Here is a 22179-nt window from a genome sequence, read left to right on the forward strand (position 1 = left end):
GCCATGAACGGCGTCACCGGCCGGATGGGCTACCGCCAGCACCTCGTACGCTCCCTGCTCGCCCTGCGCGACCAGGGCGGCCTCGACCTCGGCGACGGCACGGTCCTGTGGCCCGAGCCGGTCCTGGTGGGCCGCCGGGAGTCCGCGCTGCGGGACATCGCCGGGCGCCACGGCCTCACCCACTGGTCCACGGACCTGGACGCCGTGCTCGCCGACGAATCCGTGGAGATCTACTTCGACGCCCAGGTCACCTCCGCCCGCGAGGAGGCCCTGGCCAGGGCGATCGGCGCGGGCAAGCACGTCTACACCGAGAAGCCCACCTCGACGGGCCTGTCCGGCGCCCTGGAGCTGGCCAGGCTCGCCCGGGACGCCGGGATCCGGCACGGCGTCGTCCAGGACAAGCTCTTCCTGCCGGGCCTGCTGAAGCTGAAGCGGCTCATCGACGGCGGCTTCTTCGGGCGGATCCTGTCGGTGCGCGGCGAGTTCGGCTACTGGGTCTTCGAGGGCGACTGGCAGGAGGCCCAGCGCCCCTCGTGGAACTACCGCGCCCAGGACGGCGGCGGCATCGTCGTCGACATGTTCCCGCACTGGGAGTACGTCCTGCACGAGCTCTTCGGCCGCGTCACCTCCGTCCAGGCGCTGGCGGCCACGCACATCCCGCGGCGCTGGGACGAGAGCGGCAAGCCCTACGACGCGACGGCCGACGACGCCGCCTACGGGATCTTCCAGCTGGAGGGCGGCGCGGTCGCCCAGATCAACTCCTCCTGGGCGGTCCGGGTGCACCGCGACGAACTCGTGGAGTTCCAGGTGGACGGCACCGAGGGCTCGGCGGTGGCGGGGCTGCGCAGCTGCCGCGTCCAGCACCGCGCCGCCACCCCCAAGCCGGTGTGGAACCCGGACCTGCCCGCGACCGAGGAGTTCCGCGAGCAGTGGCAGCGGGTGCCGGACAACGCCGGTTTCGACAACGGCTTCAAGGCGCAGTGGGAGCTGTTCCTGCGCCATGTGGCGCTCGGCACCCCCTATCGCTGGGACCTGCTGGCGGGCGCGCGCGGGGTGCAGCTCGCCGAGCTGGGGCTGCGGTCCTCCGCCGAGGGCCGCCGGGTCGAGGTGCCGGAGATCGTGCTGTGAGCCTGCTGCTGCCGCGCGCGGACGGCACGCTCGTCCGGTACGAGCCGCGCCGGGACCCGGCCGCCGTCGCCCCGGGCGGCCCGCCGCTGTCCCGCACGGTCTTCTCGGCCGCGCACGTGGTCGCCGACCCGTACGCCGAGACCGTGCCCGGAGGCCCCGCCGCCCTTGACTGGGAGGCCACGCTCGCCTTCCGCCGCCATCTGTGGGCGCACGGGCTCGCCGTCGCGGAGGCCATGGACACCGCGCAGCGCGGGATGGGCCTGGACTGGCCCACGGCCGCCGAGCTGATCCGGCGCTCGGCCGCCGAGGCCAGCGCGGCCGGCGGGCGCATCGCCTGCGGGGCGGGCACCGACCAACTGGCGGGGGCGGCCTCCCTGGACGAGGTGACGGCCGCGTACGAGGAGCAGCTCGCCGTCGTCGAGGGGGCCGGCGCCCAGGCGATCCTGATGGCCTCGCGCGCGCTGGCGGCGGTGGCGCGCGGCCCGGAGGACTACCGGGCCGTGTACGGGCGGCTGCTGGAGCAGACCGGGCGGCCGGTGATCCTGCACTGGCTCGGCCCGATGTTCGACCCGGCGCTGGCCGGCTACTGGGGCTCGGCCGACCTCGACGCGGCCACCGAGACGTTCCTGGCGATCGTCTGCGCCCACGCGGCGAGGATCGACGGGGTGAAGGTGTCGCTGCTCGACGCGGGCCGCGAGGTGGCGCTGCGACGGCGGCTGCCGGACGGGGTGAAGTGCTACACCGGGGACGACTTCCACTACCCCGAGCTGATCGAGGGCGACGACCGTGGCTTCAGCCACGCCCTGCTGGGGATCTTCGACCCGCTGGGCCCGCTCGCGGCGGACGCGGTACGGGCGCTGGACGCGGCCGATCCGGCGGGCTTCCGCAAGCGCCTGGACCCCACGGTCGGGCTCGCCCGCCACCTCTTCGGGGCGCCGACCCGCTTCTACAAGACGGGCGTGGTCCTGCTCGCGTGGCTCGCGGGCCACCAGGAGCACTTCACCATGGTGGGCGGCCTCCAGTCGGCCCGCTCGCTGCCGCATCTGGCGCGGGCCTACGAACTGGCCGACGGTCTCGGCCTGTTCCCCGATCCGGAGGCGGCCGCCTCCCGGATGCGCGCCCTGCTCACGGTCCACGGAGTCGCCTCATGAACCCCGCGGCGCTGTCCCGGCTGAGCATCAACCAGATGACCGTGAAGCAGCTCCCGCTGCCCGAGCTGGTCCGCGCCTGCGCGGACGCGGGCGTGCCGGGCGTCGGGCTGTGGCGCGAGCCCGTGCGGGCGTACGGCGTCGGGGCCGCCGCGCGGCTGGTGCGGGACGCCGGGCTGCGCGTCACCACGCTGTGCCGGGGCGGCTTCTTCACGGCGGAGGAGCCCCTCGCGCGCGCGAGGGCGCTGGACGACAACCGGGCCGCGCTCGACGAGGCGGCGGAGCTGGGCACCGACACCCTGGTGCTGGTCTCGGGCGGACTGCCCGAGGGCGACCGGGACCTGGCCGGGGCGCGCGTGCGGGTGGCCGACGCGCTGGCCGAGCTGGCTCCGTACGCGCGCGCCCGGGGCGTACGCCTGGCGATCGAGCCGCTGCACCCGATGTACGCGTCGGACCGCTGTGTCGTCTCCACCCTCGGCCAGGCCCTGAGGCTCGCGGAGCGGTTCCCGGCGCGGGAGGTGGGGGTGGTCGTGGACACCTACCACCTGTGGTGGGACGACCTGGCCCCGGCGGCGGTGGCCCGGGCCGGGGCGGTCGGCCGGATCCACTCCTTCCAACTGGCCGACTGGATCACCCCGTTGCCCGCCGGGGTCCTGACCGGGCGGGGCCAGCTCGGGGACGGGGTGATCGACCTCGGGGCATGGTGCGACCGGGTGGCCGCGGCGGGCTACACCGGTCCGGTGGAGGTCGAGCTGTTCAACGAGGAGCTGTGGGAACGTGACGGGGTGGCGGTGCTGAAGGAGACGGTGGAGCGGTTCGCGGCGGTGGTGCGGGCGGACGCGGCGCCCCTCGGCGCGCGGCCCGGCCCGGCGGGCCGATGAACGGGCGGACGCGGTACGCGTTCTCCACCCTCGGGGTCCCGGGCCTGCCCGTCGCCGAGGTGGTGCGCCTCGCCGTGGCGCACGGCTATGACGGCGTGGAGCTGCGCGCCCATCCGGAGGAGCCGGTCCACCCCGGCATCGGCGCCCGGCAACGGGCGGAGGTGGCCGCGGAGTTCGCGGCACACGGCGTGGGCGTGCTCACCGTCGCCGGCTACGCGCGCGTGGCGGACCCCGGCGACACCGAGCCGGTCGAGGCGCTGGTGGACCTCGCGCACGACCTCGGCGCCCCGTACGTACGGGTCTTCCCCGGCGGCCGGGGCGGCCCGGACGACGACGGGACCGCGGTGCGGCGGCTGCGGTCGGTGTGCGCGTTCGCCGCCGGGCGGGGGGTGCGCGTCCTGCTGGAGACGCACGACTCGCACCGCACGGGCGCGGCCGTCGCGCGCGTCCTCGACCGGGTCGGCTCGCCTTCGGCGGGCGCCCTGTGGGACGTGATGCACACCTGGCTCGGCGGCGAGAGCCCCGCCGATTCGTACGCGGCGCTCGCCCCGCACCTGGGGTACGTCCAGGTCAAGGACATCGCCTCGGCCGAGGACACCGCGCCGCTGCCGCTCGGGACCGGGGTGCTGCCGCTGGCGGACGCGCTGGCGCCGCTCGGGGCCGGGGGCTGGCTGTGCTGGGAGTACGAGAAGCGCTGGTATCCGGAGGCGGCCGCGCTGCCGGGGCTGCTGACCGCCGGGCGGGAGCGGCTGGCCGCCCTGGTCCGCTCCTGATCCACCCGGGCCGGCCGCTCCGGCGGCCTCCCGCTCCCCGCCCCTCCTCCGCCTTCCCCCGCCGATCCGGGCCCGGCGGTGCGCGCCCCCTTGACCGGCAATAACTTTCCGGTTATCCGTTCGGTTTGGAAGTTTCTTCCAGCCTAGGGATGGAGTGCCCGTGTCGTACCGCACCTCCAGACGCACCCTCCTCACCACCGCCGCCGCGACGGCCGCCACGGCCGCCGTGGGGCCCGCGCTCCCCGCGTACGCCGACGCGCCGCGCGCCCCCTCCGCCCGGCTGCGCCGGCTGGTCTCCCGGATGTCCCTGGCGGAGAAGGTCGGCCAGCTCTTCGTGACGCGGGTGTACGGACACTCCGCGACCGCGCCCGACCAGGCCGACATCGACGCCAACCTCAGCGAGCTCGGCGTCCGCACCGCCGCCGAGCTGATCGCCAGGTACCACGTCGGCGGCATCATCTACTTCACCTGGGCCCACAACACCCGCGACCCGCACCAGATCGCCGGCCTCTCCAACGGCATCCAGCGGGCGGGCCTGTCCCAGCCCACGCCCGTACCGCTGCTCATCGCCACCGACCAGGAACACGGCATCGTGTGCCGGGTCGGCCGCCCCGCCACCCTCTTCCCGGGCGCGATGGCGCTCGGCGCCGGGGGATCGGCGCGCGACGCCCGCACGCTCGGGCGCGTCGCCGGGGCCGAGCTGCGCGCGCTGGGCATCCGGCAGAACTACTCCCCCGACGCCGACGTGAACGTCAACCCGGCCAACCCCGTCATCGGGGTGCGCTCCTTCGGCGCCGACCCGGCGGCGGTGGCCCGTCTGGCCGCCGCCGAGGTGCGCGGCTACCAGGAGGCGGGCGTCGCGGCGACCGCCAAGCACTTCCCCGGGCACGGCGACACCACGGTCGACAGCCACACCGGTATCCCGGTGATCACCCACACCCGCCGGCAGTGGGAGGAGCTGGACGCGCCGCCGTTCCGGGCCGCCGTCGCCGCCGGGATCGACTCGATCATGACCGCGCACATCCAGTTCCCGGCGCTCGACGCGACCAACGACCCGGCGACGCTGTCGCACCCGATCCTCACCGGCATCCTGCGCGAGGAGCTCGGCTACCGCGGGGTCATCGTCACCGACTCGCTGGGCATGCAGGGCGTCCGGGACAAGTACGGCGACGACCGGGTCCCGGTGCTCGCCCTGAAGGCCGGGGCCGACCAGCTGCTCAACCCGCCGGACCTCGCGGTGGCGTGGAACGGTGTGATGGCGGCGGTCACCAGCGGCGAGATCAGCGAGGCCCGGTTGGACGAATCGATCCTGCGGGTGCTCGAACTCAAGGAGCGCCGGGGCCTGTTCAGCCATCCGTACGTCTCCCACGACGCCGTGGACCGGGTGGTCGGCACCCGGACGCACCTCGCCGCCGCCGACGCGGTGGCCGAGCGCACCACGACCCTGCTCGCCAACACGGGCGAACTGCTCCCGCTCTCCCGCCGCGGCCACCGCGACGTCCTGGTCGTGGGCCCCGACCCGGCCTCCCCCTCCGGGACGACCGGGCCGCCGACCACCGTCCTGGCCGGGGCCCTGGCCGAACTGGGCTTCCGCGCGAGCGCCCTGCCGACCGGCACCCTGCCCTCGCAGGCGCAGATCGACGCGGCGGTGGCGGCGGCGCGCGGCAAGGACGTGGTGGTCGTGGGCACCTACAACGCGGGGCCGGGCGGGGCGCAGGCCCGGCTGGTGGCGGCGCTCGGCGCGAGCGGTGTGCCGGTGGTGCACCTCGCGATCCGCAACCCGTACGACATCGCGCACCTCAGCGGGTACACGGCCTCGCTCGCCACCTACTCCTGGACCGATGTCGAACTGCGCGCCGCGGTACGGGTCATGGCGGGCCGGGCCGAGCCCGTCGGGCGGCTGCCGGTGGCGGTGCCGCGCGGGGACGATCCGGCGCGGGTGCTGTACCCGATCGGCTACGGGCTGTCGTACCGGAGATAACCCCCGGGCCCTCTGGCGTGTTCTCGGCGTGAGAGGTCACGCTGGAGCGGGGGGTCGGACATGTACGAGTACGGTGCCACAAGACTGGTTCGGGCCGTTTCGGCCGCGTTCTGCGCCGGGACGCTGCTCCTGACGGGCTGCCGGCAGGATCCGGGAGCCGCGGCCGTCCCCGACTCGCCCGTCCCGCCGTCCTACGGCGCCACCTTCCTCGGGAACGGGGACTGCGCGGCGCGCGGGCGCACGTTCCGCGAGGTGCCGTGCACCAGCGAGCGGGCGGTGGCCCGGGTCCTGGTGCGCCGGGAGGGGACGCGGACGGCCGGGGCCGCGGGCTGCCCGCCGGACACCGACTTCGTGCTGTACATCGGGGGCGAGGGCGCCTCCGGCTACGCCTGTATGCGCAACCTGGAGGCGCCCCACCCGGGCGACCCGGGGATGGGCGGCGGCCCCTACACGGTGGTGGGCGACTGCGTGTACCACGCGGGGTCGGACCTGGTGAAGGAGACGCCGTGCGACGGGTCGGGCCCCAACGCCGCCGAGTTCGAGGTCACTTCGGCGGTGCCGCGCCGCCCCGACTGCCCCGCGTCGACGGCGCTGTACGTGCAGCTGCCGGGGGGCGGGGACAGGGTGGGGTGCGCGCGGCGGCTGTGAGCCGTGGCGCTACGGCCGCAGCGTCGGCTCGCGCTCCACGGACGGGCGGTCGAGCCGGGCGTCGAAGGCCGCCAGCGGCCTGGCCTTGGCCGCGGTCGCCGCCGGCACGCCCGCCCAGCGCAGGATCGCCGAGGTCGCCGTCGCCTTCTCCCCGGCCGCGAGCCCCGCGACCTTGGAGCCGTGGTTGCCGCCCGCGACCGTGAACACGTACGAGTCGCGCGCCCCGTGCCCGAGGCGGAAGCGCTCCGCGCCCCACGGGTCGTTCTGGCCGTACACGTACAGCATGTGGTCGGCGTGGTGGCGCACCCAGGTGTCCACGCGCGCCATCGCCGTCGGCTGGAAGCGCATCGGGATGGAGCGCGGGACGAAGTGGCGCGGCGGCTGGTAGCCGTAGCGGCTCAGACCGCGCAGCCAGGGCTGCTCGATGGCGGGCGAGCCGAGCTGCGTACCGGCCTGGTAGTAGTACGGCGTGTACGGCTCCAGGCCCTGGTCGGTGTAGAACGAGAAGCCGGAGATGGTGTCGACCGTGTCCCAGATCGCCTGGTCGGTGGCGTGCGGGGCGTCCGCCGGGATGGTCGCGCAGTCGGCCAGCAGGCTGTACTGCCAGAACGCCCACACGTAGTCGAGCACGACCGCCTCGTACGACTTGTCGAGGGAGCCGGTCGTGGTGAAGGTGTAGCCGTTGGCCTTGGCGTACTCGGCGTACTTGGCCTCCAGCGGCTTGCGGCGCACCAGCGCCTCGCGCTGCACGGCCTGGAGCTTGTCGCGGCACTCCTTGGTGCCGACCGTCCGGAAGAACCGGTCGTACGCGGAGTCCTCGTCGTTGACGACGTCGTTGGGGGCGACGTACGCCACCACGCCGTCCATGTCGCGGGGGTAGAAGCGCTTGTAGTACGTCGCCGTCATGCCGCCCTTGGAGCCGCCCGTGGTCAGCCAGTTCTTGCTGTAGACGGGCTTGAGGGCCTGGAAGACGCGGTGCTGGTCGCTGGCCGCCTGCCAGATGTCCAGCTTGCTCCAGTCCGCCGGCGCGGGCCGGGACGGGGTGAAGTAGCGGTACTCGACCGATACCTGGTTGCCGTCCACGATCTGGGTGGGCTCGCTGCGGCCGGGGTTGGTCGAGACGTTGTAGCCGCTGGTGTACATGACGGTCGGGCGGCCGGTGTCCTTGTGCAGCAGGGTGATCCGCTGCTGGAAGGTGCCCGCCTTCGGATGGTGGTGGTCCACGGGCTGGGTGAAGCCGAGGACGAAGTAGCGGTAGCCCGCGTAGGGCTTCTCCTCGATGAGGCTCATCCCGGGTATCGCCAGGATGCGGTCCTTGATGTCCGGCACGGCGAGGTCCGGCTCGGCGGCGGTGGCCGCCCCTGCCGTGGCTCCCGCCACGCTCACCGTGCCTATGAGCACGACGAGTGAAAGAAGCCATCTGAGCGTCTTGCGCATGCACTCTCCCCTGGGGTCACGACGTGACGCGATCGTCGTGAACCTAGCGGGGGCAACACCAGTGCGACCAGACCCAGTTGTGCCACCCTGCCCCATGGCAGCGTTGTCATCCCGTCCTCAGGGCCGTCTCAGCACAGGATCCAGCCCGTGGAGCCACCCCTGCCCGCCACCGAGCCCGAGGCCCGTACACAGCGGTTGATGGCGTGCACCGTGACCGGGCCCGCCTGCCGGGTGAACCGGCCGCTGTCGGAGACCGGGCCGCCGCCGCGCGCCTGGATCGTCACCGACATCTGCCGTCGGGCGCCGGGCGACTTGGCCACGGCCACCGCGCACGCGTAGCCGTGCGTCTTGTAGACCCGCAGCTCGCCGGTGGCGAACGTGACCGTCCTGACCTGCCGTCCGCCGCACGAGGACGCCGCTTCGGCGCTGCCCGCGCCCGGTCCGAGCACGGCGAGGCCGGCCGTCGCGAGGAGCACCGCCAGCCCCGGTCCCGCCCGGTCCCGCAGCCCCCGCCTACCCCCACCGAACACGCTTGCCCCCTTCCGTCACATGAGCGTATGTGAGTACGGACGCGCGGAGGCTACCCGCGGTTGCGCCGCGGGCCGGGGCCGCCGGTCAGCCGTTGCTGCCGATCATCGCCACGAAGGCGACCTCGGCGAGGATCTGGATCCACAGGCCCGCCGCCCGCATCTCCTCGGCGCGCCGGGCGCGGTCGGGCACGGCCAGGACGAGGACGAAGGCGAGACCGGCCGCCCACAGGGCCCAGCTCATCTGCGTGGCGCTCGCCCCGTGGGAGGCGCAGTCCGTGTAGTAGTCGCCGTAGGTCAGGCACCGGGAGAAGCGCTCGGAGCTGGCCACGGCCAGTCCGACCAGGACGACGGCCGGGATCATCCCGAACGCCGAGAGCACGGCGGCCGTACGCATCCGGGTCCGGGAGTTCTTCGGGACGGGGGCGGGCGTGAACGCGGTCTTCGTGGTCATGCCCCGATCCAACCGGGGACGGCCCGCCGCGCGGACCGTCCCCGGTACTCATTCGTCTGTGTGCGCGTACTCAGACGCTCATACCGCCGCGGGCTCGTCCTCGCCGATGAAGGTGCGCCACAGGCTCGCGTAGCGCCCGTCCCGGGCGAGGAGTTCGTCGTGGGTGCCGTCCTCGACGACCCGGCCGTGGTCCATCACCACGACCCGGTCCGCGCGGGCGGCCGTGGTGAGGCGGTGGGCGACCACCAGCGTGGTGCGGCGGCCGGTGAGCCGGTCGGTGGCCTGGTTGACCTGGGCCTCGGTGGCCAGGTCCAGGGCGGCGGTGGCCTCGTCGAGGAGCAGGACGTCCGGGTCGACGAGTTCGGCGCGGGCCAGCGCGATCAGCTGGCGCTGTCCGGCCGAGAGGTTGCGGCCGCGCTCGGCCACCTCGTGGAGGTAGCCGCCGTCCAGCGTGGCGATCATGTCGTGGGCGCCGACCGCGCGGGCGGCGGCCTCCACCTGGGCGTCCGTGGCGTCGGGCCGCCCGTAGGCGATGGCGTCCCGGACGGTCCCGGCGAACAGGTACGCCTCCTGCGGGACGACGCCGAGGCGGTGGCGGTAGGCGGTGAGGTCGAGGTCGCGCAGGTCGGTGCCGTCGGCGGTGACCCGGCCGCCGGTGGGGTCGTAGAACCGCGCGACCAGCTTGACCAGCGTGGACTTGCCCGCGCCCGTCTCGCCGACGAAGGCGACGGTCTGCCCGGCCGGGATGCGCAGGTTCACGCCCGACAGGGCCTCCTCCTCGTCCCCGTACCGGAAGTCGACGTTCTCGAAGGCGATCTCGCCGCGCAGCGAGGCGACTTCCCTCGGCTCGCCGGCCGCGGCGGTGGAGGTCGGCTCGCGCAGCAGCTCCTGGATGCGCTTGAGGGAGACGGCCGCCTGCTGGTAGCCGTCGAAGACCTGCGAGAGCTGCTGGACGGGGGCGAAGAACAGGTCGATGTAGAGGAGGTAGGCGACGAGCGCGCCGGTGGTCAGGGTGCCCGCGTCGACCCGGTGGGCGCCCACGATCAGCACCGCGGCGGCGGCGACCGACGACAGGAGCTGGACGAACGGGAAGTACACCGAGATCAGCCACTGGCCGCGGATACGGGCCGTGCGGTAGTCGGCACTGCGGGCGGTGAAGCGGGCGGCGCCGTCGCGCTCGCGGCCGAAGGCCTGCACGATCCGCAGTCCGCTCACCGACTCCTGGAGGTCGGCGTTGACCCCGGCGACCCGCTCGCGGGCCAGTTCGTACGCCTTCACGCTCTGCTTGCGGAAGAAGTAGGTGCCCAGGACCAGCGGGGGCAGGGTGGCGAAGACGACGAGTGCCAGCTGGAGGTCGATGACCAGCAGCGCCAGCATGATGCCGAAGAAGGTGACGACGGCGACGAAGGCGGTGACCAGGCCGGTCTGGAGGAAGGTGGCCAGCGCGTCCACGTCCGTGGTCATCCGGGTCATGATCCGGCCGGTCAGCTCGCGCTCGTAGTAGTCCAGGCCCAGCCGCTGGAGCTGGGCGAAGATCTTCAGCCGGAGGCTGTAGAGGACGCGCTCGCCGGTGCGCCCGGTCATCCGGGTCTCGCCGAACTGCGCGGCCCACTGGATCACCACGGTCAGCAGCGCCAGACCCGCCGCCGCCCACACCGCGCCGAGCGCCAGCTTGGTGACGCCCTGGTCGATGCCGTGCCGGATCAGCACCGGCAGCAGCAGCGACATGCCCGCGTCCACGGCGACCAGCGCCAGGCTGACGCAGAGCGGCCGGCCGAAGCCCTTGAGCAGCCGGCGCAGCCCGTAGGACGTCTCGGGCCGCACGGCCCTGGCCTCGTCGATGCCGGGGGTGTCGGTGGCCGGGGGCAGCGCCTGGACCTGGGCCAGCAGCTCGGGGGTGGCGGGCATCCCGCCGGGCGCGGCCGCGACCGGCTTGTCCTCGCGGATCCACAGCGGGGGCGTGATGCCCCGCTCGGCGTCGAACTCAGCGTCCAGCTCCTCCCGTACGGTGTGGTCCTCCACCGCCCCGGCCGCGACGACGTGGCCGGGCGAGACCGCGCCCAGCTCGTCCGGGTCGGTCAGCAGGCGGCGGTAGAGCGCCGAGTCGCGCTGGAGCTCCTCATGGGTCCCCAGCGCCGCCAGGCGGCCCTCGTCGAGGACGGCGATGCGGTCGGCGAGGTTGAGGGTGGAGCGGCGGTGGGCGATGAGCAGCGTGGTGCGCCCGGCCATCACCGACTTGAGGGCTTCGTGGATCTCGTGCTCCACGCGCGCGTCCACGGCCGAGGTGGCGTCGTCCAGGACAAGCAGGCGCGGGTCGGTGAGGATGGCGCGGGCGAGCGCCACGCGCTGGCGCTGGCCGCCGGAGAGGGTCAGGCCGTGCTCGCCGACCGTGGTGTCGTAGCCCTCGGGCAGGTCGGCGATGAACCGGTCCGCCTGGGCCGCGCGCGCGGCGGCCTCGATCTCCTCCTGGGTGGCGTCGGGCCTGCCGTACGCGATGTTGGCGCGCACGGTGTCGGAGAAGAGGAAGCTGTCCTCCGGGACCAGGCCGATGGCGGCGCGCAGCGAGGCCAGGGTCAGCTCGCGCACGTCGTGGCCGCCGACCAGGACCGCGCCGTGGGTGACGTCGTAGAAGCGCGGCAGCAGCAGCGAGACGGTGGACTTGCCCGAGCCCGAGGCGCCGACCACGGCGACGGTCTCCCCGGGCATGATCTCCAGGGAGAAGCCGTCCAGGACCGGGCGCCCGTCCTCGTACGCGAAGCTCACGTCGTCGAACTCGACCGTGGCGGGCGCGTCGGCGGGCAGCTCCTTGGTGCCGTCCGCGATCGACGGTTCGGTGTCGATCAGCTCCAGGACCCGCTCGACGCCCGCCCGGGCCTGCTGGCCGACGGTGAGGACCATGGCCAGCATCCGCACCGGCCCGACGAGCTGCGCCAGATACGTGGAGAACGCGACGAACGTACCGAGGGTGATCTCGCCCCGGGTGGCCAGCCAGCCGCCGAGGGCCAGCATGGCGACCTGGCCGAGCGCGGGGACGGCCTGGAGGGCGGGGGTGTAGCGGGAGTTCAGCTTGATCGTGCGCAGCCGGCCCGCGAAGAGCCTGCGGCCGACCTCGCGGAGCTTGCCGGTCTCCTGCTCCTCCTGGCCGAACCCCTTGACCACCCGGACGCCGGAGACGGCACCGTCGACGACGCCCGCGACGGCCGCCGCCTGGCCCTGGGCGTACCAGGTGGCCGGGAAGAGCCGGTCGCGGCTGTGCTTGGCGATGAACCACAGCGCGGGCGCCACGGCCAGCGCCACCAGCGTGAGCAGCGGCGAGAGCCAGGCCATGACCGCCAGGGAGATCACGAAGAGCAGGATGTTGCCGATGGTCATCGGCAGCATGAAGAGCAGGCCCTGGATGAGCTGGAGGTCGCTGGTGGCGCGGCCGACGACCTGGCCGGTGGAGAGCTCGTCCTGGCGCCGCCCGTCGAGCCGGGTGATCGTCGCGTACATCTCGGTCCGCAGGTCGTGCTGGACGTCGAGGGCGAGGCGGCCGCCGTAGTAGCGGCGGATGTACGTCAGGACGTACACGACCACGGCCGCGGCTATCAGCAGGCCGGTCCATACGGCCAGGGACCGGGTGTGCGCCCCGATCACGTCGTCGATGATCACCTTGGTGACCAGCGGGACCAGGGCCATCACCGCCATGCCGCCGAGCGACGACCCGAGCGCCAGCACGACGTCCCGCCGGTACCGCCAGGCGTACCCGGTGAGCCGTCGTGCCCACCCCTGCTCTGCCGCCGCCACTGGTTGCCTCCCGTAAGTACGCCCCGACCGTCCGGTCCACCGCAACGCACCAACGCCGTCACCGGCGGATTTCATCCCGCCGCAACAGTCGGCGACACAAAACCCGCCGCGGGTCCTGGACCCGCGGCGGGTTTTTGCGGTGCGCAGTACGGGCGCGTCAGCGGCTCGGGACGACCGAGACGAGGTCGCGGCCCGCGGGGGCCTCCGGCACCGGCGGGATGGCCTCGCTCGCCACCGAGGGCCGCGTCGGCCTGTGCCAGGGCCTGCCGCCCTCGGCCGGGCGGCCGAGGTCCGCGTGGACGGCGCGGGCGACGGCCTCGATGGTGCTGATGCCCTGGCTCATCGTGCTGTTGTCCTCGGTGAGGACGGCCAGGCCGTAGTCGTGGCCGCCGTCGGTGAAGGCACCGATGCTGTGCACCCGCCAGCCGTGCGTGGCGCGCGGCAGCCAGCCGTTCTTCACGTGCACGGTCGTCCCGCCCTGGACACCCGCGGGGGTGCCCCAGCGCTGGTCCGAGCGGACGCGGTTCATCAGGCCCAGCTCGTACTCGCGGGCGTCGTCGCTGAGCACCGAGTTGCGGGAGGTCAGCAGCGCGAGCAGCTTGGCCTGGTCGCGGGCGCTGATCCGGGTCAGGCCCCAGTAGCCGTCGGAGCCCGGCGTCGTCTGGGTCATCCCGGCGGCCTTGAGGAACGCCGACACCTTGGAGGTGCCGAGCTGCTTCCACAGCGCGGTCGTGGAGTCGTTGTCCGACTCGGTGATCATCTTCGTGGCCAGCGCGCGCTCGTTCGAGGTGAGCGAGCGGTGGTGGTTGCCGGCGTCCCACAGCAGCGTCGCCAGCACGGTGGCCTTGACCACGCTCGCGGAGTCGAAGGTGTCGGTCGCGCGCAGCTCGCACTTGGTGCCGGTCGAGCGGTCGTACAGCGCCACGGCCGTCAGCGACGCGCGGCCGCTGAGCGCGGAGGTGATGTCCTTGGACAGCTTGGCGGCGAGACCGGCCTTGGCGGAGGTGCAGCTCACCGTCGCCGCGGCGGCGGCCGGCGTCGCGGTGAGGGCCACCGGAGCGAGCACGCCCGCGGCGACGGCCACCGAGAGCGCGCCGCGGCGCGCCCGGCGGGATATGCGGGAGGTGAGGAGGTGTCTGGGCAAAGCGATTCCGTCCCCTGGAGATCGTCAGGTGGGCGCACCCCCGTGGTGCGCCCACCTGAGATGACTCGTCGAGGACGGGATAGTTGCCCGGCAACGGCGCCGAACTCTGTCACAGCTCTGTCACCGGCGGCCGTCTATCGCCCCAAACCGGACAGGTGCGCGGCGGAAGGATCGTCAGAGGTGGGTCGGGGCGAACATGCGGGGCGCGGCGGGGAGCACCACGACCGAGGGACCGGGCGCGGCCAGGGCCTTGCCGAGGTCCCCGGCCAGGCCCTGCGGCGTGGTGCGGACGGCCGGTACGCCGAAGGACTCGGCCAGGGCCACGAAGTCGGGGCCGGTCAGCTCGGTGCCGGTGGCGGCGCCGAAGGCGTCGCTCATATAGGCGCGCAGGATGCCGTAGCCGCCGTCGTCGACGACGAGCCAGGTGACGTCCAGGCCGTGCTGGCGGGCGGTGGCCAGTTCGGCGACCGAGTACATGGCGCCGCCGTCGCCGGAGACCGCGAGGACGGGGGTGCCCGGCTCGGCGACGGCCGCGCCGAGGGCGGCGGGGAAGGCGTAGCCGAGGCCGCCCGCGCCCTGGGCGGAGTGCATGAGGCCCGGGTGCCCGGCGTCGAAGGCGGACCAGGCCCAGTAGCCGAGGACGGTCATGTCCCAGAACGACGGGGAGCGGGGCGGCAGCGCGGAGCGGATCGAGGCCAGCAGGGACTGCTCCAGCTCCAGGTCCTGGCCGGCCAGGCGGGCCCCGATCTCGTCGAGGACGAGCCGTACCCGGGCCGGGGCGTACGGGTCGGGGCGCTCGCCGACGGTCTCCAGCAGGGCCTGGAGGGCGAGCCGGGCGTCGGCGTGGATGCCGAGGGCGGGGTGGTTGGACTCCAGCTTCCCGAGGTCGGCCTCGATCTGGACGACCCGGCCGCCGGGGAGGAACGTGTGGTAGTTCGAGGACAGCTCGCCCAGGCCCGAGCCGACGACGAGGAGGACGTCGGCGTCCTCCAGGAAGTCGGTCATGTGCCGGTCCTCCAGCCAGGACTGGAGCGACAGCGGGTGGTTCCAGGGGAAGGCGCCCTTGCCGCCGAAGGTGGTGACGACGGGGGCGTTCAGACGCTCGGCGAGCTGCCGGAGCTTGCCGGCCGCGTCCGACCGGACGACTCCGCCGCCCGCGATGATCACGGGCCGGACGGCGGTCTCCAGCCAGTGGGCCGCGAGGGCGGTCAGCTCCGGGCGCGGCGCGAGCTCGCGCGGGGTCGCGTCGATGCCTGTGACCTCGGGGAGCACGGTCTCGGCGAGGAGGACGTCCTCGGGGATCTCCACCCAGACCGGCCCGTGCGGGGCGGTCAGCGCCGACTCCCAGGCGGCGGCGAGGGCCGAGGGGATCTGGGACTGGCTGCGGACGGGGTGCACGGACTTCACCACGTCCCGGAAGGACGCCGTCTGGTCGCGCAGCTCGTGCAGATGGCCGCGGCGGGCGCCGCCCAGGCCCGCGGTGGGCACCTGACTGGAGATGGCGACCACGGGGGCGCTGGCCGCGGCTGCCTCCTGGAGGGCGGGCAGCGAGGCGAGGGCGCCCGGGCCGGTGGAGAGCAGCAGCGGGGCCGCCTCGCCGGTGATCCGCCCGTAGGCGTCGGCGGCGAAGCCCGCGTTGCCCTCCGTCCGCAGCCCGATCAGGCGCAGGTCGGAGCGGCCCACGGCGTCGAAGAGAGCGAGCGCGTGCTGACCGGGGAGCCCGAAGACGGTGGTGGCGCCGAGCCCCCGGAGGGTCTCGACGACGAGGTCGCCGCCGGTGCGGCCGGGCGGCGGGCTGAGGGCCGCCTCGGTCTGCCGCGGCGTGGGCCGGAGCACCGGTTCGTGGTGGTCGTGGGTCACTGCGCGTCCTCTTCCGGGAGCGGGGCCCGTCGCCGGGCGGCCGGCGGGGCGGCCGCCCGGCGACGCGGATACGTCACTTGCCGGTCTGTCCAGCGCCCCCGGCGCGGCCCGCCGCGATCTGCCGGGACATGATCGTCGTGAGCTCGTACGCGGTGTGCGAGGCCGCGACCGAGGTGATCTCGGCGTGGTCGTACGCCGGGGCGACCTCGACGACGTCGGCCGAGACCAGGTTGCAGGAGGCCAGGCCGCGCAGGATCTCCAGGAGCTCGCGGGAGGTCATGCCGCCCGCCTCCGGGGTGCCGGTGCCGGGGGCGTGCGCCGGGTCGAGGCAGTCGATGTCGATGGAGATGTAGAGCGGGCGGTCGCCGATGCGCTGGCGCAGCTGGTCGGCGACCTCGTCGGCGCCGCGGCGGTAGACGTCGGCCGAGGTGACGATGCCGAAGCCCATCTTCTCGTCGTCGGTGAGGTCCTGCTTGCCGTAGAGCGGGCCGCGGGTGCCGACGTGGGAGAGCGCCTCGGTGTCGAGGATGCCCTCCTCGACCGCGCGGCGGAACGGGGTGCCGTGGGTGTACTCGGCGCCGAAGTAGGTGTCCCAGGTGTCCAGGTGCGCGTCGAAGTGGAGCAGCGCGACCGGGCCGTGCTTCTTGGCGACGCTCCTGAGCAGGGGCAGCGCGATGGTGTGGTCGCCACCGAGCGTCATCAGACGGGCGCCGGTGCCGAGCAGGTCGTCGGCGGCGGCCTCGATGGTGTCCACGGCCTCGTTGATGTTGAACGGGTTCACCGCGATGTCGCCGCCGTCCGCGACCTGGGCGAGCGCGAAGGGCGAGGCGTCCTGGGCCGGGTTGTACGGGCGCAGCAGACGGGAGGCCTCGCGGATCGCGTTGCCGCCGAAGCGGGCGCCGGGCCGGTAGGAGACACCGCTGTCGAAGGGCACGCCGACCACGGCGACGTCGGCGGTGCCGACCTCGTCGAGACGGGGCAGCCGGGCGAAGGTCGCGGGACCGGCGTACCGCGGGACGCGGGACGAGTCGATCGGACCGCGCGGCGTTTCGTTGCTGCTCATGGGAAGGGGCCCTTCGTTTCGGCGATTCGTGCGTTCTGCGCTGTTCGCGCACTTCACACGGTTCATGCGGTTCACCACGACGATAGGTCGCCGGACACCGACACTGAAGTGTACGTTTCCTCCACTCCCGACGCCGATGATGGAGGGATCATCCACCATGGCGGACACCTCCGTCCCTCCCACCACTCCCGTCCCGCTCTCGGCGCTGCTGACCCGCGCCGACCTGGGCCTGCGGCGGATCGCGGGGCCGCCGGAGGCCGATGTGCACTGGGTGCACACCTCGGAGATGGCCGACCCGTATCCGTACCTGCTGGGCGGGGAGCTGCTGCTGACCGCGGGCGTGCAGCTCACCGACCCGGAGCGGTACGCGGCCCGGGTCGCCGAGGCGGGCGCGGCGGCGCTCGGCTTCGGCGTCACCCCGGTGTACGACACGGTCCCGGCGGCGCTGGTCGACGCCTGCGAGCGGCACGGGCTGCCGCTGCTCGAAGTGCCGCCCACCACCACGTTCACCGCGGTGGCCCGCGCGGTGTGGGGCCTGATGACCCGGGCCCGCCACCACGAGCTGCGCCGGGTCGCCCGGGCCCAGCAGGGGCTCGCCGCGGCGGCGGCCCGCCCGGACCCGGTCCCGGCGGTCCTGCACCAGCTCGCGGTCCGGCTCGGCGGCTGGGCGGGGCTGCTCGGCCCCGGGGGCGACGTCCTGCGGGCGGCCGGCCCGGAGCCGTCCCCGGGCGCGGCGGCGGCGCTGCGCCGGCTGGCGGCGGTGGTGGCCCCGGGCACCCCCGGCTCCCCCGCGTCCGCCACCGACACCGGCGCGGGCCCGCACCTGGCCGCGTACGCCCTGACCGGACCGCGGCGGCTGGTGCTCGCCACCGCGGCCGAGAAGCGCGAGGCGGGCGACCACACCGTCGCCGGGGTCGCCTCCGTGCTGCTCTCGCTGCTCACCGCGGACCGGCAGGGCGCGGGCGAGTCGGCCCGGTCGGCGGCGCTGGTGCGGCTGCTGCTCGGCGAGGCCCCGGCCGAGGTCGCGCCGCTGCTCGGCGAGGCGCCCTGGACCGTCGTCCACGCGCGCGGGGAGGGCGATCCGCCCGACCTCGGCAGCCCGCTGGTGGAGGCGGGCGACGGCTACGCGCGCGTGGTCGTCCCCGGAGGGCGGGAGGTCGCCGCGCGCCCCGGCTGGACGCTCGGCGTGAGCGCGCCCGCCGCGCCCGGGGAGCTGGCCGCGGCCGACGCCCAGGCGGCGCGGGCCCTGCGCCGGGCCGAGGCCGCACGGTCGGCGCTGGTGCGCCACCGCAGCGGCGGCTACGCCTCGCTGGTGGACCCGCAGGAGGCCGCCGCGTACGCCCGCGCGCTGCTCGCCCCGCTCTCCGAGCCGCTGGTGACGACCCTGCGCGCCTGGCTCTCGCTGCACGGCGGCTGGGACCGGACGGCCGCGGCCCTGGGGGTGCACCGCAACACCGTGCGCCAGCGCGTGGCCCGCTGCGCGGCGCTGCTGGACGCGGACCTGGACGACATGGACGTCCGTACGGAGCTGTGGCTCGCGCTACGGAGTGCGCCGGGACGTGCTGAGCCTCACTCTGGACAGTGCGAGTGACCGCCGGGTAACTTCGTCTTTCCAGCTCTGAGCAAGCGCTTAGCCAAGTCGCCGCCACCGTCAGAAGGAGAGCGTCCGTGCGCCGCACCGTATTCAACGAGGACCACGAGGCGTTCCGGGACACCATCCGGGCCTTCATCGAGGCCGAGGTCGTCCCGGTCTACGACGAGTGGTTCGCCGCCGGCCAGGCGCCGCGCGACTTCTACTACAAGCTCGCCGAGCTCGGCGTCTTCGGCATCCGCGTCGACGAGGAGTTCGGCGGCGCCGGCATCGACTCGTACAAGTTCGAGGCAGTCATGTACGAGGAGACGGCCCGCGCGGGCGTCCAGTTCGGCGGCTCCGGTGTGCACGTGCTGCTGGGCCTGCCGTACATCAAGATGCTCGCCAGCGACGAGCAGAAGAAGCGCTTCCTGCCCAAGTTCGTCTCGGGTGAGGAGATGTGGGCGCTGGCGATGACCGAGCCGGGCACCGGCTCCGACCTCGCGGGCATGAAGACCACCGCCAAGCTCTCCGAGGACGGCACGCACTACGTCCTCAACGGCGCCAAGACCTTCATCACCGGCGGCGTCCACGCCGACCGCGTGATCGTCTGCGCCCGCACCGCCGCGCCCACCGCCGAGGACCGCCGCCACGGCATCTCGCTGTTCGCCGTCGACACCAGGTCCGAGGGCTACTCCGTCGGCCGCAAGCTCGACAAGCTCGGCCTGCGCACCTCCGACACCGCCGAGCTGGCGTTCGTCGACGTGAAGGTCCCCGTCGAGGACCTCCTCGGCGAGGAGAACAAGGGCTTCTACTACCTCGGCCACAACCTCGCCTCCGAGCGCTGGGGCATCGCCTTCGGCGCCTACGCGCAGGCCAAGGCCGCCGTCCGGTTCGCCAAGCAGTACGTCCAGGAGCGCACCGTCTTCGGCAAGCCGGTCGCGCACTTCCAGAACACCAAGTTCGAACTGGCCGCCTGCCAGGCCGAGGTGGACGCCGCCGAGGCGGTCGCCGACCGCGCCCTCGAAGCCCTCGACGCGGGCGAGCTGACCCCGGCCGAGGCCGCCTCCGCCAAGCTGTTCTGCACCGAGGTCGCCCACCGCGTCATCGACCGCTGCCTCCAGCTGCACGGCGGCTACGGCTTCATGAACGAGTACCCGATCGCCCGTCTCTACGCCGACAACCGCGTCAACCGCATCTACGGCGGCACCAGCGAGATCATGAAGTCGATCATCGCCAAGGACATGGGTCTGTGACCGAGGCTCTGGATGCCCTGCTCGATCTGCTCGACCTGGAGCAGATCGAGCAGGACTACTTCCGGGGCCGCTCCCGCTCGGCGCTCGTCCCGCGCGTCTTCGGCGGACAGGTCGCGGCCCAGGCGCTGGTCGCCGCGGGCCGCACCGTCCCCGCCGGCCTTCCCTCCGCTCCCGGCTCCGCGCGAGCGGGGGAGACCCCGACGCCGCACTCCCTGCACGCGTACTTCCTGCGCGCCGGGGACCCGGGCGCGCCGATCGTCTACCTGGTCGACCGCATCCGCGACGGCCGCTCCTTCACCACCCGCAGGGTCGTCGCGGTCCAGCACGGCCAGCCGATCTTCCACCTCTCGGCGTCCTTCCAGACGTACGAGGAGGGGCTTGAGCACCAGGCGGACATGCCGCCCGCGCCGGACCCGGAGTCACTGCCGACCGCGGCCGAGATGTTGCCGCGCCATCTGCCCGCCGACGTCGCCGAGCGCCTGATCGAGGCGCGCGCGGCCGTCGACCTGCGTTACGCGGACGCGCCGCCGTGGGCCAGCGCCGGCACCCCGCGCGAGCCGCGCTCGCAGGTCTGGTTCCGTACGAACGGCAAGCTCGCGGACGACCCCCTGCTGCACATCGCGCTGGCCACCTACGTCTCCGACATGACGCTGCTCGACTCGGTGCTGCTCGCGCACGGCCGGGGCGGCTGGGCGGTCGGGGACGTGGTGGGCGCGTCCCTGGACCACGCGATGTGGTTCCACCGCCCGTTCCGGGCCGACGAGTGGCTCCTGTACGACCAGGAGTCCCCGTCGGCCTCGGCGGGCCGGGGCCTGGGCCAGGCCCGCATCTACACCCAGGACGGCCGCCTGGCGGTGACGGTGGTCCAGGAGGGCGTGGTCAGGGTCCCGCGGTAGGCCCGGGAGCCCGCGACGGCCCCGGCCCCGCAGCCCCGGCCCCGCGGCGCCGCCTCAGACCAGTTCGGCCGCGCCCAGCAGGTACTCGGTCATCGGCTCGTAGAACCGGGGGTCGACCACGTGGTCGTCCAGGGGCACGGCGACCTGGAGCGTCCCCTCCGCCTCCGCCAGGAACAGCGCGGGGTCGTTGCAGTCGGCGTACCCCACCGCGTCGATCCCGCGCTGGGCGGCGCACCCGGCCCAGCCGTGGTCCGCGACGACCAGGTCCGGCAGTGCCCGCCCGTCGCGCTCCAGCGCGTCCAGGATCGCCGCCATGGGCGCGGGCGAGTGCGTGTGCCACAGGGACGCGCCCCGCTCGTACAGCGCGACGTCCGCGAACTGCACCACACAGCCCTCGTCGGCCGTCACCCCGTCCGGGATCCGCACGATCTCGCACCCGGCCGCGCGCAGCGCCGACGCGGTCCTGCTGTGCACGTCGATGAGCGCCCCGGGGTGACCGGTGGCGAAGAGCACCCGCTGCTTGCCGGCCACGGCCTTCCGCAGCCTGGCCGCCATCCGCTCCAGCGCGTCGACCGTCAGCTCCGGGTCGATGGTGTCCTGGCCGGTGCGGTGCCCGGGGTCGTCGACGACGCCGCAGCGCTCGGCCATCACGGCGAGCACGTCCTGTTCGTCGCTCCAGCGCTCGCCCAGCTCCAGGCCCAGCCAGTAGTGGCGGTCGCCGTTGGCGAGCTTGCGGTAGTGGGAGAGGTTGTTGTCGCGGGGGGTGGCGACGTCTCCGGCGATACGGGTGCGGACGAGGTGGTCGACGAGAGCGGCACGGCTGGGTATCGGCATGCGCCCCATTCTGCCCCCGCGCGCGGCGCCGGGCGCCGTCGTCCGCGCAGTGGACGTACGTCCACGGGCGCGTGGACGCACCCGTCACGCGCGCGGTGACGCGCGCGTGGGCGCTCAGTTCGCGAGCGCCGCGAACGCCCCGTGCGCCAGGCGCCGCAGCAGCGCCTCGGTGGCGGCGCGCCCCGGCAGCCCCGCCCCGTACGAGCCGAGGTGCGGGGTCGAGTTGAGCAGGCCGAAGACCGCGTGGACGGCGGCGCGGACCTCGGCCTCGGAGCCGTGCGGGTACAGCTCGCGGACGACCGCGACCCACAGCTCCACGTACTGCCGCTGGAGCTGGCGCACCAGCTTGCGGTCGCTGTCGCGCAGCCGGTCCAGCTCCCGGTCGTGGAGGGTGATGAGCGCCCGGTCGTCGAGGGCGAAGTCGATGTGGCCGTCGATGAGCGAGCCGAGGACCGCCTCGGGGCCCCCGTCCGCGGCGGCCACCCGCTTGCGCCCGCCGTCGTAGAGCCGGCCGCTGATCCCGACCAGCAGCTCCGCCAGCATCGCGTCCTTGCCGGCGAAGTGCCGGTAGAGGCCGGGGCCGCTGATGCCGACGGCCGCGCCTATCTCGTCGACGCCCACGCCGTGGAAGCCGCGCTCGGCGAAGAGGCGCGCGGCCTCGCGCAGGATCTGCTCGCGGCGGGTGGGGGCATCGGTCCGGGTGCTCATGGGAATTCATTCTAGACAACGCGGTTAGCGCTCGTTAACCTGGTGGAAATGAGTTAACGGTCATTAACATCCGGCCGGGGATCTC

Annotated in this window: 18 protein-coding genes; 9 read left to right on the forward strand and 9 right to left on the reverse strand. The window is 74.1% G+C overall.

What is annotated here, in order from left to right; all coding sequences use genetic code 11:
- The first annotated feature begins 3 nt into the window (after positions 1-3).
- The 6 genes from AC069K_RS19200 (at position 4) to AC069K_RS19225 (ending at position 6559) form a co-directional block, all read left to right on the forward strand.
- Positions 4-1128, forward strand: a complete 1125-nt coding sequence (locus AC069K_RS19200) for a Gfo/Idh/MocA family protein (RefSeq protein ID WP_478617722.1) — start codon at positions 4-6, stop codon at positions 1126-1128.
- A complete protein-coding gene (locus AC069K_RS19205; RefSeq protein ID WP_478617725.1) occupies positions 1125-2279 on the forward strand; it encodes a dihydrodipicolinate synthase family protein in 1155 nt (384 codons plus the stop codon). Before AC069K_RS19200 ends, AC069K_RS19205 begins: the two co-directional genes overlap by 4 nt.
- A complete protein-coding gene (locus tag AC069K_RS19210) occupies positions 2276-3157 on the forward strand; it encodes a sugar phosphate isomerase/epimerase family protein (protein ID WP_478617728.1) in 882 nt (293 codons plus the stop codon). Before AC069K_RS19205 ends, AC069K_RS19210 begins: the two co-directional genes overlap by 4 nt.
- Positions 3154-3930 (forward strand): sugar phosphate isomerase/epimerase family protein, encoded by a 777-nt coding sequence (locus tag AC069K_RS19215; RefSeq protein ID WP_478617731.1) that lies wholly within the window; start codon positions 3154-3156, stop codon positions 3928-3930. Before AC069K_RS19210 ends, AC069K_RS19215 begins: the two co-directional genes overlap by 4 nt.
- Positions 3931-4090: 160 nt before the next feature.
- A complete protein-coding gene (locus AC069K_RS19220) occupies positions 4091-5911 on the forward strand; it encodes a glycoside hydrolase family 3 protein (protein ID WP_478617734.1) in 1821 nt (606 codons plus the stop codon).
- A gap of 60 nt (positions 5912-5971) precedes the next feature.
- Complete coding sequence (locus tag AC069K_RS19225) at positions 5972-6559, forward strand: hypothetical protein (RefSeq protein WP_478617737.1); 588 nt, start codon at positions 5972-5974, stop codon at positions 6557-6559.
- 9 nt (positions 6560-6568) lie between these two features.
- Here AC069K_RS19225 and AC069K_RS19230 read toward each other — a convergent pair whose 3' ends face one another.
- From AC069K_RS19230 to speB, 7 genes are all read right to left on the reverse strand, one after another.
- On the reverse strand, positions 6569-7996 hold the full coding sequence (locus AC069K_RS19230; RefSeq protein WP_478617740.1) for a S28 family serine protease: 1428 nt from the start codon (positions 7994-7996) through the stop codon (positions 6569-6571).
- 128 nt (positions 7997-8124) lie between these two features.
- Complete coding sequence (locus tag AC069K_RS19235; protein WP_365101204.1) at positions 8125-8526, reverse strand: hypothetical protein; 402 nt, start codon at positions 8524-8526, stop codon at positions 8125-8127.
- A gap of 85 nt (positions 8527-8611) precedes the next feature.
- Positions 8612-8977 carry a hypothetical protein gene (locus tag AC069K_RS19240; RefSeq protein ID WP_365101206.1) on the reverse strand — a complete coding sequence of 122 codons (366 nt, stop codon included), beginning with the start codon at positions 8975-8977 and terminating at the stop codon, positions 8612-8614.
- A 78-nt stretch (positions 8978-9055) separates the two neighbouring features.
- Positions 9056-12763, reverse strand: a complete 3708-nt coding sequence (locus AC069K_RS19245; RefSeq protein ID WP_478617743.1) for an ABC transporter ATP-binding protein — start codon at positions 12761-12763, stop codon at positions 9056-9058.
- Between the two features lie 157 nt (positions 12764-12920).
- Positions 12921-13907 (reverse strand): serine hydrolase, encoded by a 987-nt coding sequence (locus AC069K_RS19250; RefSeq protein WP_365101210.1) that lies wholly within the window; start codon positions 13905-13907, stop codon positions 12921-12923.
- 174 nt (positions 13908-14081) lie between these two features.
- A complete protein-coding gene (locus AC069K_RS19255; protein WP_478617746.1) occupies positions 14082-15767 on the reverse strand; it encodes a thiamine pyrophosphate-binding protein in 1686 nt (561 codons plus the stop codon).
- Positions 15768-15840: 73 nt separating this feature from the next.
- The gene (gene speB, locus AC069K_RS19260) at positions 15841-16830 is read right to left on the reverse strand and encodes an agmatinase (RefSeq protein WP_358837896.1); all 990 of its coding nucleotides are present in this window, start codon (positions 16828-16830) and stop codon (positions 15841-15843) included.
- Positions 16831-16987: 157 nt separating this feature from the next.
- Between speB and AC069K_RS19265 the strand changes: the two genes are divergently transcribed.
- The 3 genes from AC069K_RS19265 (at position 16988) to AC069K_RS19275 (ending at position 20552) form a co-directional block, all read left to right on the forward strand.
- Positions 16988-18421 (forward strand): PucR family transcriptional regulator, encoded by a 1434-nt coding sequence (locus AC069K_RS19265; protein WP_478617750.1) that lies wholly within the window; start codon positions 16988-16990, stop codon positions 18419-18421.
- Positions 18422-18498: 77 nt separating this feature from the next.
- The gene (locus AC069K_RS19270) at positions 18499-19656 is read left to right on the forward strand and encodes an acyl-CoA dehydrogenase family protein (protein ID WP_365101216.1); all 1158 of its coding nucleotides are present in this window, start codon (positions 18499-18501) and stop codon (positions 19654-19656) included.
- A complete protein-coding gene (locus tag AC069K_RS19275; protein WP_478617753.1) occupies positions 19653-20552 on the forward strand; it encodes an acyl-CoA thioesterase in 900 nt (299 codons plus the stop codon). Before AC069K_RS19270 ends, AC069K_RS19275 begins: the two co-directional genes overlap by 4 nt.
- A 54-nt stretch (positions 20553-20606) precedes the next feature.
- On the opposite strand, the gene AC069K_RS19280 is transcribed toward AC069K_RS19275, so the two are convergent.
- Both AC069K_RS19280 and AC069K_RS19285 read right to left on the reverse strand, forming a co-directional pair.
- On the reverse strand, positions 20607-21386 hold the full coding sequence (locus tag AC069K_RS19280) for a phosphatase (RefSeq protein ID WP_478617756.1): 780 nt from the start codon (positions 21384-21386) through the stop codon (positions 20607-20609).
- Positions 21387-21500: 114 nt separating this feature from the next.
- A complete protein-coding gene (locus AC069K_RS19285) occupies positions 21501-22094 on the reverse strand; it encodes an SACE_7040 family transcriptional regulator (RefSeq protein WP_358836358.1) in 594 nt (197 codons plus the stop codon).
- Positions 22095-22179: the final 85 nt, after the last annotated feature.

This window comes from Streptomyces sp. NPDC043908 (assembly GCF_056435525.1).

Coding starts and splice junctions, on each gene's coding strand:
- AC069K_RS19200 (WP_478617722.1), top strand. CDS start 4: ATGAACGGCGTCACCGGCCGGATGGGCTACCGCCAGCACCTCGTACGC.
- AC069K_RS19210 (WP_478617728.1), top strand. CDS start 2,276: ATGAACCCCGCGGCGCTGTCCCGGCTGAGCATCAACCAGATGACCGTG.
- AC069K_RS19215 (WP_478617731.1), top strand. CDS start 3,154: ATGAACGGGCGGACGCGGTACGCGTTCTCCACCCTCGGGGTCCCGGGC.
- AC069K_RS19225 (WP_478617737.1), top strand. CDS start 5,972: ATGTACGAGTACGGTGCCACAAGACTGGTTCGGGCCGTTTCGGCCGCG.
- AC069K_RS19230 (WP_478617740.1), bottom strand. CDS start 7,996: ATGCGCAAGACGCTCAGATGGCTTCTTTCACTCGTCGTGCTCATAGGC.
- AC069K_RS19240 (WP_365101206.1), bottom strand. CDS start 8,977: ATGACCACGAAGACCGCGTTCACGCCCGCCCCCGTCCCGAAGAACTCC.
- speB (WP_358837896.1), bottom strand. CDS start 16,830: ATGAGCAGCAACGAAACGCCGCGCGGTCCGATCGACTCGTCCCGCGTC.
- AC069K_RS19265 (WP_478617750.1), top strand. CDS start 16,988: ATGGCGGACACCTCCGTCCCTCCCACCACTCCCGTCCCGCTCTCGGCG.
- AC069K_RS19280 (WP_478617756.1), bottom strand. CDS start 21,386: ATGCCGATACCCAGCCGTGCCGCTCTCGTCGACCACCTCGTCCGCACC.
- AC069K_RS19285 (WP_358836358.1), bottom strand. CDS start 22,094: ATGAGCACCCGGACCGATGCCCCCACCCGCCGCGAGCAGATCCTGCGC.